Genomic DNA, 12,398 nt, shown 5'->3' on the forward strand with positions numbered 1-12,398 from the left:
GGGTATGGGGGTGGGGGTGGTGCCGCGTAGAGCTCAGCGCTCCATTCTGCACCACCCCCACCCCTAGCCCCTCCCCACAACTCGCAGCGATCGCGGGCGGGCCCGGGATCGCCTGGGGAGGGGAAGAGCGTCTCGACTACGCCAGCATCTCGGCCGGCAGGTCGCTGCCGTGGTACTTCTTGTAGATCGCGTTGAGCTGGCCGTTGCGCAGGTTCTTGCGCACCCATTCGTTCAGCGCGGTCTGGAGCTTGCCCTCGCCCTTGCGGATGCCGATCGCGTAGGGGAACGTCCGCATCACGATCTTGGTCTCGAACGGCTCCGGGGGTTTCCGGCTGTTGGCGGTGTTCATCACCTGCGGCGAGGTCGCCACCATGTCGACCTGGCCCGAGACCATCGCGGTGATCAGCGTGGCGTCGTCGTCGTAGCGCACCATCTGGGCGCCCTGGGCCTTGGTGGTTGCTTCCTTGTCGTTGGTGCTGCCGCGGGTGGTGCCGAGGCGCTTGCCGACAACGGCCGCGTAATCCTTGACCTCGCGGACCTTCGGCCCAGCGATCACCGCCTGGATCACCCCGTAGGGGTCCGAGAAGTCGATCACCTTCTGGCGCTCCTCGTTCACGCTGAACGAGGCGATGACCATGTCGGCCTTGCCGGTGAGCAGGAACGGCACCCGGTTCGGGCTCGTCACCTGCACGATCTCCAGCGGCAATTCCCACTCGGCGGCGAGGAGCCGGGCGGTCTCGACGTCGGAGCCGGTCGGCTGCATCGCCGAATCGGTCATGCCGAAGGGCGGCGAGCCGAGATCGAGGGCGACGAGCAGCTTCTTGCGGCTCTTGATCGTGTCGAGCGTGTCGGCAAGCGCCGGCATCGCCAGGGTGGAGGCGGCCGCGAGGCCGCCGGCCAGGAAGGTCCTGCGCTTCATCCCCAAATCTCCTGTTGGTTACAGCCCGCTGCCGACGAAGTCGCGCAATTCGGGCGTGCGTGGGTTGTCGAGGTCGCGGCCGGCCAGGGTCTCCCAGACCCGGCCCTGGCGCATGTAGATGACGGTGCCGGCGACGCGGCGGGCGAAGCCCATCTCGTGGGTGACGAGGATCATCGTCATGCCGCCGCGGGCGAGATCCTCCATGACCTTCAGCACCTCGGAGGTGAGCTGCGGGTCGAGGGCGGAGGTGACCTCGTCGAACAGCATCACCTGCGGCTGCATGGCGAGCGAGCGGGCGATGGCGACGCGCTGCTGCTGCCCGCCGGACAGCTGCTCGGGATAGTGCTCGGCCTTCTCGGCGAGCCCCACCCGGGTCAGGCAGTCCATCGCGAGGTCGCGCGCCTCCCCCCGCTTGATCCCCTTCACGCAGGTCGGTGCCAGCATGATGTTCTGGAGCGCGGTGAGGTGCGGGAAGAGGTTGTAGCTCTGGAAGACGATGCCGACGGAGAGCCGCAAGGCCCGCTTGTCGAGGGTGGGGGCGTGGATCGCGTGGCCGCAGACCTCGATCGCCCCCTCCTCGATCGTCTCCAGCGCGTTGATGCAGCGGAGCGCCGTCGATTTCCCGGAGCCGGACTGGCCGATCAGCGCCACCACCTCGCCGCGGCCGACCTCGAACGAGACGCCGTCGAGGACCTTCAGCGGGCCGAAGCTCTTGTGGACGTTGGCAAGCTTAACGACGGCCGACATTGAGCCTCCTCTCCAGCCCGCGGCTCCAGGCCGACAGCGGATAGCAGATGGCGAAGTAGAAGATCGCCACGGTCACGAAGATGATGAAGGGCTGGAAGATCGAGTTGTTGATGAGCTTGCCGGCCTGCGACAGCTCGACGAAGCCGACGACCGAGGCGAGCGAGGTGTTCTTGACGATCTGGACCAGGAACCCGACGGTGGGGGCGGTGGCGAGCCGCATCGCCTGGGGCAGCACGACCCGGGTCAGCCGCTGCCAGGGCGACAGGGCGAGGCACTCGGCCGCCTCCCACTGGGTCTTCGGCACCGCCTCGATGCAGCCGCGCCAGATCTCGCCGAGGAAGCCCGAGGCGTAGATCGTCAGCCCGGCGCCCGCGGCGATCAGCGCCGGCAACTGGTCGAAGCCCGCGATGGCGAGGCCGAAATAGATCATGAACAGCAGGATCAGGAGCGGCGTGCCCTGCACCACCTGCACGTAGACCGAGGCCGCGCCCCGGAGGATCCGGTTCGACGAGATGCGGGCCAAGGCCACGCCGAAGCCGAGAAGGCCGCCGCCGATGAAGGCGATGGCGGAGAGCGCCAGCGTCCAGCCCGCTGCCTGCAGCAGGAACCAGAGGTGCTGGGGTCCGAAAGTGGGCATGGGTCCCCTCCCCGCTTAGAGTGCGGTGCCGAGCTTGCGCCGGCGGGTGAAGACGAGGAGGCCGAAGCCCCAGAAGGCCCAGCGCACGACGAAGGACAGGGCGAGGTAGACCAGGCCGACGACGATGTAGGTCTCGAAGCTGCGGAAGGTGTCGGACTGGATGCGGTTCGCCACCGCCGTCAGCTCCTCGGCCGAGATCTGCGAGCAGATCGACGAGGCGAGCATCAGGAGCACGTACTGGCTGACCAGCGCCGGGTAGACCCGCTCGATCGCCGGGCGCAACACCACGTGCCAGTAGATCTGGCGGCGGTTCAGCCCCAGGCACTCCCCGGCCTCGACCTGCGCCCTGTGGATGCTCTCGATCCCGGCGCGCATGATCTCGCAGGTATAGGCCACCACGTTGACGACGAGGGCCAGCACCGCCGCGACGTTGGCATCGACCCGAAGGCCCAAAACCGCGATGCCGAAATAGACCAGGAAGATCTGGACGAGCAGCGGCGTGTTGCGGATCACCTCGACATAGGCGCCGACGACCCGCTTCACCCAGGGCGGCCCGTCGGCCCGCGCGATGGCGCAGAGCGCGCCGCCGACGAAGCCGAGCACCGTCGCCAGCGCCGAGAGCTGGAGCGTCAGCCAGACCCCGGCGGCGAAATCGCGCCAGTACGGCAGCAGCGCGGCGAAATCGAACTGGTAGGTCATGCCGCGCCCGAGGCCGGGTAGGCGGCGGCGAGCGCCCGCAACACCGGCGCGGGCAGACGGGTGCCCGCCTCCTCGACCCAGGCCAGGAAGGCGGGAATCCGCCGCTCGACCTTCTGGACGTGGTTCTGGGCGATGTCGGAGAGGCGGTGGTTCAGGTAGGGGTTGAGGAACCGGTCGAGGGTGGCGGCGACGTAAGTATTCGCCTCCGCCCCCATCCCGCGGGCGGAAAAGCCCGGCACCACCTCGTCGCGGTAGAGCGCGTCGAGCCGCGCCCGGATCGCCGGATCGGCCAGGATCTCGCGCACGGTCTCACCTTTCGGCCGGCCCTCGCGCTGCCAGATCTCGGCGAGGAACGTGTGGCCGAGATTGAGGATGTGCAGCTTCAGCCGCTCGTAGGGCTCGAGATCGTCGGCGAGCACGATGCAGGGATGCTCGCACGGGAGAACGAGGCCGGGCCGGCGCTCGATCGCCCACAGGGCATAGGGCTCGGCCACGGCGCCGACCGGCTCGATCGGCTCGGAGACGATGCGGTCGACGAGGGTGTCGGTGAAGGTCGCGCCCTCGCGCAGCCAGGTCCGGAAGTCCTCTGGCAGGCCGGCCTCGCCCGCGAGGTCGAGGACCAGGCCCTGGAGCACCCGGCCATTGCGGTTGATCAGCTCGCAGGGCAGCACCGTGAGCGGGCGCCCGCCCGCCTGCCAGCGGCGGTAGAGGAGCTGGGTCAGCTTGCCCGGGAACGAGGCCGGGGGATGCGCCTCGACCCATCCCGCGCCGCGATCGGAGGCGGGGATCGCGTAGCCGGTATCGCCGGTATTCGAGAGGACGATCTCGGCCTCGTCGACGAACAGGGCCGTCACGGCGTCCCAGTCGGTCGTCGCCGAGAGGCCGCGGTCGATGCTGGTGACGGTGACCTGCCGCTCGACCGGCGCACCGTCCGCGATGCCGCGGATGACGACCGGATAGCCCTCGGGCGCCCCGAAGGCGGCGACGCGCCCGGCGCGGGAGGCCGCGCCCGAGGTCTGCACCACCGCGACCGGGCCGACCGCCTGGCCGGCCTCGCGCGCCTCGTGGATGAAGAGGTCGGCATGGGCCTGCAGGAAGCGGCTGGTGCCGAACTGGACCACTCGCCGGGTCTTGCGGGTGACGCTCATGCGCAACGCGCCGCGCGGGCGGAAATGCTGCCGATCGGGGCCATGGGCGTGTCCTCACCGGATGGGGCTTATGTATTATCATGCATAAAGAACCGACCAGTCCCGGCTGTCAAACGGTTTTTTATGTGCGAAAAACCGCCTGAAGGCGGATGGACGCGGGGCCGTGCGGCGTGCTGGACTCGTGTCCGCGGGAGGACGGGATGCGGGCGAACACGGTCCACAAGCGGGCCTACAACCAATGCTTGTCCGTGCTGGCGGCGCGGCCGCTCGGGCCGTGGTGCATCTCGGAGGCCGACCTGTCCGAACTGCTGGAGGTCAGCCGCACGACGGTGCGGGGCGTGCTGGCGGGGCTCGCCGCGTCCGGCATCGTCGGGTCGGACGGGGCACGGCGCTGCCTGGTCCGCCACCCGGTGTCTGAGGATTATTTTCCTGGTCTCGAGACCGAGACGGTGGCGGAGGCCGTCGAGCGCAAGTTCATGCAATGGGTGCTCCAGGGCGATTGCCGCCCGGGCCAGGTGGTCAATACCGCGGAACTGGCGCGCCTGTTCGGCGTCTCGACCACGGCGGTGCGGGAATACCTGACCCGGTTCAGCCAGTTCGGGCTCTTGAAGCGGCGCGAGAACAGCGGCTGGATCTTCGCCGGGGTGACGCCGGACTTCGCCGCCGAGATCTACGAGATCCGCGAGATGTTCGAGCTGCGCTCGGCCCGCCGCTTCGTCGAGCTGGCGCCGGATTCGCCGGCCTGGGCCGAACTCGCCGCGATCGAGCGCGAGCACCACGCCCTGCTCGCCGAGATCGACGCGCGCTACCGCGACTTCTCACGCCTCGACGAGCGGCTGCACCGGCTGATCCACGACGCCTCGCGCAACCGCTTCATCCGCGACTTCTACGACGTGATCTCGATCATCTTCCACTACCACTACCAGTGGGACAAATCCGACGAGAAGGAGCGCCACCGCGTCGCCCTGCGCGAGCACCTCGACTACATCGCCGCCCTGCGCTCGCGCGACCTGCGCCAGATCGACCAGACCTGCCGGGCCCATCTGCGCACCGCCCGGGCGACCCTGCTGCGCTCGATCGCGGTCGGCCCGCTGGGTGGTGCGCCGGCGCGGATGCGCGAGCCGGAGGTTGGCCAGGCGCTTCCGCCCGTCGGGTGACGTCTTCGCACAGCTGGGCGCGTTCTGCGGTCGAGTCTGGCGCGGTCTCGCTCTCGGAGTCTGTTCGACGGGCTCGACAGGATTCCCACAACCTCCTTGTCATTCCGGGCTCCGCTGCGCGGCCCCGGAATGACAAGGAGGTTGTGGGACATCGATAGAGGCCAATCAAGCAAGCTATCAGATGTTTTCAATCGCGATCTGCCGATCGACCTTTCATATGGCAAATCTGATATCGCAGTATAAATAATACAAGTCCGTCACGTCTGTGAATCCGGTATCGTGTCGCTGTGCAGCCGGTGCCTGTACGGGTATCCGCCCATAGGTAAGGCTTCCTTCACCCTGTTGCGCGAAGAAGAGAGCGGCCGTTCGCAGCGTCCTCCCCGGACCAACCCTGGGGCGGCCGCCGGTCATCCCCCTCGTGCGGAGCTCAGATGTCGGTGCGGCGCGCGAGGATGGAGAGGCTGGGCTGCGTCCTGGCGATCCTGGCGGGCTCCGCGGGCGCGGTCCGGGCGCAGAGCCTCGAAGAGGCCTCGGCGGCGGCGCTCGAATCAAGCTTCGTGCTGCGGGCCGAGCGCGCCCGGCAGGACGGGGCCGAGGAGCGCCTGCGCGGCGCCATCGACGCCTTCATGCCCACCGTCGCCTTCACGGCCGACCGGCCGCTCAAGAGCCGGATCACCTACGCGCCGGAGGCCGCCCCGCCGGTGGTCGGGCTCGACGCGACGCCGCGGCGGGCGCCGAGCGTGGTCGGGATCACCGCGAACCTGCCGCTCTTCGACGGGTTCCGGCGCTGGAACGGCTACCAGACCGCCCGGACCCTCGCCGAATCGGGCCGGCTGCTCCTGATCTCCCGGCGCCAGCAGGTGCTGCTCGACACGGCCATCGCCTACATCGCGGTCCTGCGCGACACCCGGATCCTGGCGGCGCGCGAGGCGCAGCGGATCGCGATCCAGCGCATCGCCGCCTTCACCGACAAGCAGTTCGAGCTCAATGACGCCACCCGCACCGACGTGGCGCTCGCCCGCTCGCGGGTGCAGGAGGCGGAGGCCCTGCGCCTGCGCGCCCAGGCCGACCTCACGGCGTCGCGCCTCGAATTCACCCGCCTGACCCGGATGGCGCCCGAGCGAATGCTGCCGCCGCGCCTGCCCGACGGGCTGCCGCGCAAAGCCGACGCCTATGCCGATCTGGTGCGCAAGGCCAATCCCGACATCGCGGCGTTCCAGCTCGAGGCGGAGGCCGCAGGCTATCAGGCCAAGGCGGCGGTCGCGGACCTTCTCCCGAAGGTCAACCTGCAAGTCTCGAAGATCGCGCAGCTCGGCTACAGCCCGGCCCTCGACCGGATCACCGATACGACCACCCGGGTGGTCGCGACCGTGCCGATCTACGAGCCCGGCAGCCTGCCGCGGATCGGCGAGGCCTCGGCGCTGGCGCGCCAGCGCGGCTACGAGGCGCAGGACAAGGAGCTGGCGACGCTCACCGCGGCCCGCATCGCCTTCGCACGGCGCCAGGCCACCGCCGAGCAATACGCCCAGCTGACGGCGCGGATCCGCGAATTGCGCGAGACGATGCGGGGTTTCGGCATCGAGCGGGCGGCGGGTTTTCGGACTGTCCTCGACGAATTGAACATCCGCGGCGAGCTCGCCAATGCCGAGGTGGCGGCGGAGGTCGTGCTGAACGAGCGCGACGGGCAGTCGCTTCAGCTCGCCGCCGCCGCGGCGCTCCTGGACGCCGCGCCCGGCGGGTCGTCGGCGCGGCGTTTCGAGTCGGTCGCCCCGCCCCCGGCGCCGGCCCTGCGGCGGTCGCTCGCCGCAGTCCCGGTCGAGACAGCCCCTGCCCTGCGCGGTAGCGCGGGGCCGGCTGTGAGAGCGCTGCCCGCCCTGGTGCTGCGGGTCTCACGGGCGGAGGGGGATGGTCGCTGAGGGTTGGGGTCACAACGACCAAGTTGACCGCATGACGGGCTGCCATGGGCGTGGGACCGCTTGGGATGGCATGCAGACCCTATGCCTTAGTGCTGTTCGGCCGAAGTTCCTGCTGGGTGATCGCGCTGAGCCATTCGAGACAGATCGAACGGAGGTCGTATGCGTCGGTGGTCTCCCGAACGATCTCTTCCAAGAAGGGCTTTGCTTCCGAATAGCGCTTCGCCTCAAACAAGATGGCGGCGAGGTTCTGCTTGTAGGGTGTCATGCCGGGATTGGCCGCAACAGCGTTCCGGTAGAGCCGCTCGGCCTGTTCAGTGTCTCCCAGTTCTTCAAGGATGTTTCCGATCCGGAAGGCCACGCCTCCCGCGTCCCAGGCATCAATCGCGAACTGATGGCGCTCATAGTCGAGCACCGCCTTCTCGAAGCGCCCTTCTGCCAGCGTGGCATCTATCGTTTTGACGGCTTCGTAGGGATCGAACGAGGTCATGGAGCATCATATAGAAGGCGAATGTTGATCATCAAATCATTCGCGATCAAGGTCCATAAAGGGTCAAGAGTCGGCCGGCATGCCGTGCTAATGCTGATGAGCGACAATCAGAAGGATATTTTAGATCGGCCCGCGTCATCCGACGAAGGATCGCCCCAGCCCCTCACGCCGCCTCCGGCACCGGCGCCCCGGGCTTCTCCGGCGGGCGCGGATCCTCCGTCAGCCGCCCGTTCTCGATCCGGAAGACCCGGTTGACCTGGTCGAGCAGGCGCTCGCTGTGGGTGATGAACACCTTGGCGGCCTTCACGCCCTTCAGGCTCTCCACCAGGGCCACTTCCGTCGCCGGGTCGAGATTCGCCGTCACCTCGTCGAGGAGCATCAGCCGCGGCCGGCGGCAGATCGCGCGGGCCAAGAGCAGGCGGCGGCGCTGGCCGGTTGAGAGTACGCTGCCCTCCTCCGAGACGTGGGTGGCGTAGCCCTGGGGCAGCCGCTCGATCTCCTCGCGCAAGCTGACCCGCACCAGGGCCGCCTCCATCTCGGCGTGGGACACGGCCGGATCGAACAGCGACAGGTTGTCGGCCACCGTGCCGGCGAAGAGCCCGTCATCGGCGAAGACGACCCCGAGATTGGCCCGGTACTCGCGCTTGCCGAACTGGCTCAACGGCGCGCCGTCGACCGTGACCGAGCCGGCGGCGGGCTCGGTGAGGCTCGCGAGGATCCGCATCAGCGACGACTTGCCCGAGCCCGAGGCGCCGACGATCGCGATCGTCTCGCAGCGGCCGACATCAATGGTGAGGGAGGCCCCCGTCAGGATCGGCTCGTCGCCGCGGCCGAACTGGATCGTGACGTTGTCGACCCGCACCTCCTTGCGGATCGCCCGGTGGACCATCGCCTCGTGCAGGCCCTCCTCCGGCGCCTGGCCGATCACGTCCTCGAGGCGCGCGACGTGGACCTTGAGGGCGGCGAGCTGGAGCAGGCTCGAGGTCAGGTGGTTGACGCGGTCGAAGAAATCGGTGCGCAGGGCGATGAAGGCGTAGAGGGTGCCGATCGTCAGCGTGTTCTTGATGACGCCGGTGATGCCGAGATAGAGCGTCGCCACGGTGCTGATCGCGATCACAACGTGCATCAGGAACTCGGCGTCGAGCCCGGCCTTCTTCGCCCGGAAGTCGAGATTGGCGAAGCGCGCGAAGCTCTCGAACCAGTTCATGGCGAAGAGCTCGGTGCTGTTATGCGCCTTCAAGCTGCCGATGCGCTGCAACCCGTCGATCAGGCTCGCCTGCTCCTGCGAGCGCGCCTCCAGCGAACCGGCGGTGGCGCGGTTCAGCGTCGGGAAGGTGACGAAGCGCATCGCCAGCACGGCGGCCAGCGTCGCCAGCGTGATCGACGCCATCACGGGCGAGTAATAGTACATCAGCCCGACGAGCAGGAACGACGTGCCGATATCGGCGAACGACGTGACCAGGCCCCCGACCATGAAGGTGCGGATCGTGTCGATCGACTGGATGCGGGTGACGAAATCGCCCGGATGGCGCAATTCGAAGTAGCTCAGCGGCAGGCGCAGCGCGTGGCCGACGACGTTGCGGGTGAACTGGAGCTGGAGCAGCGTCGAGGCGCGGAGCGCAATGTAGCCGCGCAGCCACTGCCCGAAGGCCTCGAACAGCATCATCAGCACGAGGCCGGCGGCCAGCATCTGCATCAGGTCGAGGTCGACCTGCGGGATCACCACGTCGAGCGCGATCTGCAGCAGCACCGGGGTGGTGAGGCCGAGGAGCGAGATCGCCACCGAGACCAGCGTGATCTGCCACACCGTGCCGCCGAGGCCCCGGGCGCTGCGCAGGATGTCGAACAGCTTGAGCCGGTCGCCGACCTTGATCGCCCGGAAATCCATCCGCGGCGCGAATTCGAGCACGACGCCGCCGAACAGGCGCTCCATGTCGGCGCGCTCGTAGACCCGCAGGCCGAATTCCGGATCCTGGACGTGGTACCGGCCGCGAGCGATCTTCTCCAGCACCACGAAGTGGTTGCCGCGCCAGTGCAGGATCGCCGGCAGGGCCACCTGCTCCAGCTCGGTCACCCCGTCGAGGGCGTAGCCGCTGGCGTCGAGGTCGAGGCTGTCGGCGAGCTGCACGATGCTCGCGAGCGTCATGCCGTTGCGCGACAGCGGGAACAAAGCCCGCAGGTAGGCGAGATCGATGTCGTGGCGGTGGTAGTTCGCCACCATCGCCAGCGCCGCGAGCCCGCATTCGTTGGCCTCGTTCTGGAGGATCGAGCGCACCCGCCGGCGCGGGCTGAGCGCGCGCTTGAGCCAGTCGGTCATCGGATCATCCTCGCCCGCGCATCGCCCGGATCGGATCGAGCATCCAGTCGATCAGCCGCCGCCGCTCGACCACGATGTCGGCCGAGAGGGTCGAGCCGATGCGGATCGGCTCGTCGGTGCCGTAAGCGCGCATGGTGCGCGAATCGGGCCGCACCTCGACCCGGTAGACGGATTGGCGCGCAGCGGCCGCCGCCGCATCGCCCCCGCCCTCCTCCGCCGAGGCCAGCATCGGGTTGCGCAACGGGGTGCCGGAGATCACCGTGATCGTGCCCTTGGCGATGCCGAAGGTCTTGAACGGGAAGGCGTCGTATTTCAGAACCACCTCCTGGCCGACCTTGGCGAGCCCGATGGCGCGGGCCGGCACTTCGAGCACGACCAGCGGATCGGCCCGCGTGTCGCCGAGGATCGCCACCACTTGGTCGGCGGTGACCGAATCGCCGGGCTGGACGTAGAGGCCCGCGACCTCGCCGTCGGTGGGCGCCACCACGTCGATGCGCGACTGGGCGCCGAGCGCGGTGATCTGCGCCTCGATGGCGCTCAATTCATTGCGGGTGGTGGCGAGCTGGGCCGCCTTCTCGGTGTCGCCGGTGCGTTGCGCCCGCAGGCGCTCCGAGGTGCTCTGGCGCAACTCGGCCCGGCGGGCGCGCAGTTCGGCGATCTGGCGGGCGTAGTCGAGGGCGGCGCGGCGCTGGCCGTTGAGGGTCTCGCGGGTGGCGTAGCCCTGTTTGAGATAGGCCTCGACGCGGGCGACCATCTCCTCCTGCTGGGCGAGACCCTCCTTGAGGGTGCGCTCCTGGTCGTCGAGGGCGCGCAGGACCGCCGTGACGTTGCGCTCGGTCTCGCTGCGGTCGCCGCGGGTCGAGTCGAGATAGACCGAGAGGCGCGCCTGCTCGGCGGACAGGCTGGTGCGGCGCTCCTGCAGGCTGCGGAGCGTCGCCCCGACGGTCGAGACGCCGCCCGTCGTCTGCTCGCGCAATTGCACCTGCATCAGGCGCTGGCCGCGGCTGACGGTGTCACCCTGCTTGACGGCGATCTCCCGGACGATGCCGGCGGCCTGGGCGTCGAGGCGGGTGAGGCCCGAAGCGGCCGAGACGTAGCCGCGCACCGCTTCGGAGCGGGCGAGATGGCCGAGAAAGAGGCTTCCCACGATGACGATGATGATGGCGCCGAAGAACCACGCCATCCAGACGCTGCCGCGGTCGTGCTGGAGGTGGACGCTGCCGGTGAGCCGCCGACGCTGGAAGCTGGCCTCCGCGGGGGGAGGCGCCGCGGGTTCGCTCATCGACCGTCCGCTCGCAAAAACCTTACGCCGCGAGGTCGCGCGGCGCCTCCCCGCCTGCCGGAGAGTTGTCCTGCACCGTCGCAGAGGAGGGTAAATAATCGGCGAGCATCGGCCAGAGATGCCATTGCTCCGGCCGGGCCGCGATGGCGGCCTGGATGTGCCGGCGCATGATGCCGGCGACGTGCGTCCGCTCCTCGGACGCGGCCCCGCGCACCTCGAAGGGCTGGCCGAGGCCGATCGTGTCGCCGTGATCGTCCATGGTGGTGGCGAGCGGCACCACGGTCGCGCCGGTGAGCCGCGCCAGGGTGTCGGTGCCGAAAGCGAAACGGAAGGGCAGCCCGAACATCGGCATCTCGGCCGGCGCCCCGTAGGACGGGTCGAGGTCGCAGAACACCACGATCACCGCGCCCTTCTGGGCGAAGCGCACCGCGGAGAGGAAGTCGGCTCGCTGGCTGACGTTCAGGAAGCGCACGTCGACGTCGACCTCGCGCAGGCGCTCGATCACCTCCGTCTCCATCGCCATGTCGTCGCGCTGGCGCAGGACCAGCATCGGCCGGCCCGGGAAGTAGCGGGTCATCAGGGCGGCGAGTCCGAGCACGTAGGCGCCCATGTGGAGCGGCGCCAGGATCACCGGCCGGCCGGTGGCGGCGACGCGCTCCATCACCGCCGGATCCGCGACCTGCACCCGCGCGATGTCGCGCCGGATCGCCGCGATGGACCGCTTGTGCAGGGCGCACCACTCGATCTCGGAGGCCGTGTCGTGGTGGGCGGCCTCCCGCGAGAGGCGCAGGGCCTCGCGGCGCGGCAGGCGCAGCACGCTCTCGAAGGTCGCCGCGAAGCCGTCGCCCTTGTCCCCGGTCAGGAGGCGGCGGCCCGTGACGAGGGCGCGCAGGGCGCGCCGGCGCCAGGCCAGCGGCAGGCTCGCCAGGCGCGCGTAGGTCCAGGGGATGTGCGGGGCCGTTCTCATCGGATCTCGATCCTTCTCAAGCCGGTGCCCCGCACGGATCCGCCGTCAGCGGTTCAGCAATGCTTCTTGGACTTGGCGCTGCCGCAGGACGGGGCCGGCGGCGGGCAGACGGGGGCCGGGGG

Annotated in this window: 11 protein-coding genes; 2 read left to right on the forward strand and 9 right to left on the reverse strand. The window is 69.3% G+C overall.

Annotation, left to right across the window (positions count from 1 at the left end):
• Window positions 1–136: 136 nt before the first annotated feature.
• The 5 genes from ABZT49_RS09895 to ABZT49_RS09915 are packed head-to-tail and all read right to left on the reverse strand — an operon-like array spanning window position 137 to window position 4,150.
• Window positions 137–919 carry a transporter substrate-binding domain-containing protein gene (locus ABZT49_RS09895; RefSeq protein ID WP_355285776.1) on the reverse strand — a complete coding sequence of 261 codons (783 nt, stop codon included), beginning with the start codon at window positions 917–919 and terminating at the stop codon, window positions 137–139.
• Window positions 920–937: 18 nt separating this feature from the next.
• A complete protein-coding gene (locus ABZT49_RS09900) occupies window positions 938–1,666 on the reverse strand; it encodes an amino acid ABC transporter ATP-binding protein (protein ID WP_093567952.1) in 729 nt (242 codons plus the stop codon).
• The gene (locus ABZT49_RS09905; RefSeq protein ID WP_355285778.1) at window positions 1,650–2,303 is read right to left on the reverse strand and encodes an amino acid ABC transporter permease; all 654 of its coding nucleotides are present in this window, start codon (window positions 2,301–2,303) and stop codon (window positions 1,650–1,652) included. Before ABZT49_RS09905 ends, ABZT49_RS09900 begins: the two co-directional genes overlap by 17 nt.
• A 15-nt stretch (window positions 2,304–2,318) precedes the next feature.
• Window positions 2,319–3,002: an amino acid ABC transporter permease gene (locus tag ABZT49_RS09910; RefSeq protein WP_109974484.1), complete on the reverse strand. Its 684-nt coding sequence runs from the start codon at window positions 3,000–3,002 to the stop codon at window positions 2,319–2,321.
• Window positions 2,999–4,150, reverse strand: a complete 1,152-nt coding sequence (locus tag ABZT49_RS09915; protein WP_355285780.1) for a mannitol dehydrogenase family protein — start codon at window positions 4,148–4,150, stop codon at window positions 2,999–3,001. The genes ABZT49_RS09910 and ABZT49_RS09915 overlap by 4 nt, the downstream gene beginning before the upstream one ends.
• Window positions 4,151–4,350: 200 nt before the next feature.
• Between ABZT49_RS09915 and ABZT49_RS09920 the strand changes: the two genes are divergently transcribed.
• Both ABZT49_RS09920 and ABZT49_RS09925 read left to right on the forward strand, forming a co-directional pair.
• Window positions 4,351–5,307: a GntR family transcriptional regulator gene (locus ABZT49_RS09920; RefSeq protein WP_355285781.1), complete on the forward strand. Its 957-nt coding sequence runs from the start codon at window positions 4,351–4,353 to the stop codon at window positions 5,305–5,307.
• 431 nt (window positions 5,308–5,738) lie between these two features.
• Window positions 5,739–7,223, forward strand: coding sequence for a TolC family protein (locus ABZT49_RS09925; RefSeq protein ID WP_355285783.1), 1,485 nt, complete (start codon window positions 5,739–5,741; stop codon window positions 7,221–7,223).
• A 79-nt stretch (window positions 7,224–7,302) separates the two neighbouring features.
• Here the strand turns inward: ABZT49_RS09925 and ABZT49_RS09930 are convergent, their stop codons facing one another.
• From ABZT49_RS09930 to ABZT49_RS09945, 4 genes are all read right to left on the reverse strand, one after another.
• Complete coding sequence (locus tag ABZT49_RS09930; RefSeq protein WP_355285784.1) at window positions 7,303–7,710, reverse strand: tetratricopeptide repeat protein; 408 nt, start codon at window positions 7,708–7,710, stop codon at window positions 7,303–7,305.
• A gap of 163 nt (window positions 7,711–7,873) precedes the next feature.
• Window positions 7,874–10,027: a peptidase domain-containing ABC transporter gene (locus ABZT49_RS09935; protein WP_355285786.1), complete on the reverse strand. Its 2,154-nt coding sequence runs from the start codon at window positions 10,025–10,027 to the stop codon at window positions 7,874–7,876.
• Window positions 10,028–10,031: 4 nt separating this feature from the next.
• Entirely contained in the window at window positions 10,032–11,309 is a 1,278-nt protein-coding gene (locus tag ABZT49_RS09940) for an HlyD family efflux transporter periplasmic adaptor subunit (RefSeq protein ID WP_355285787.1), read from the reverse strand.
• A gap of 22 nt (window positions 11,310–11,331) precedes the next feature.
• On the reverse strand, window positions 11,332–12,276 hold the full coding sequence (locus ABZT49_RS09945) for a hypothetical protein (RefSeq protein ID WP_355285788.1): 945 nt from the start codon (window positions 12,274–12,276) through the stop codon (window positions 11,332–11,334).
• Window positions 12,277–12,398: the final 122 nt, after the last annotated feature.

Origin of the sequence: Methylobacterium sp. EM32, assembly GCF_040593685.1 — a bacterium.
In the GTDB taxonomy this organism is placed as follows: domain Bacteria; phylum Pseudomonadota; class Alphaproteobacteria; order Rhizobiales; family Beijerinckiaceae; genus Methylobacterium.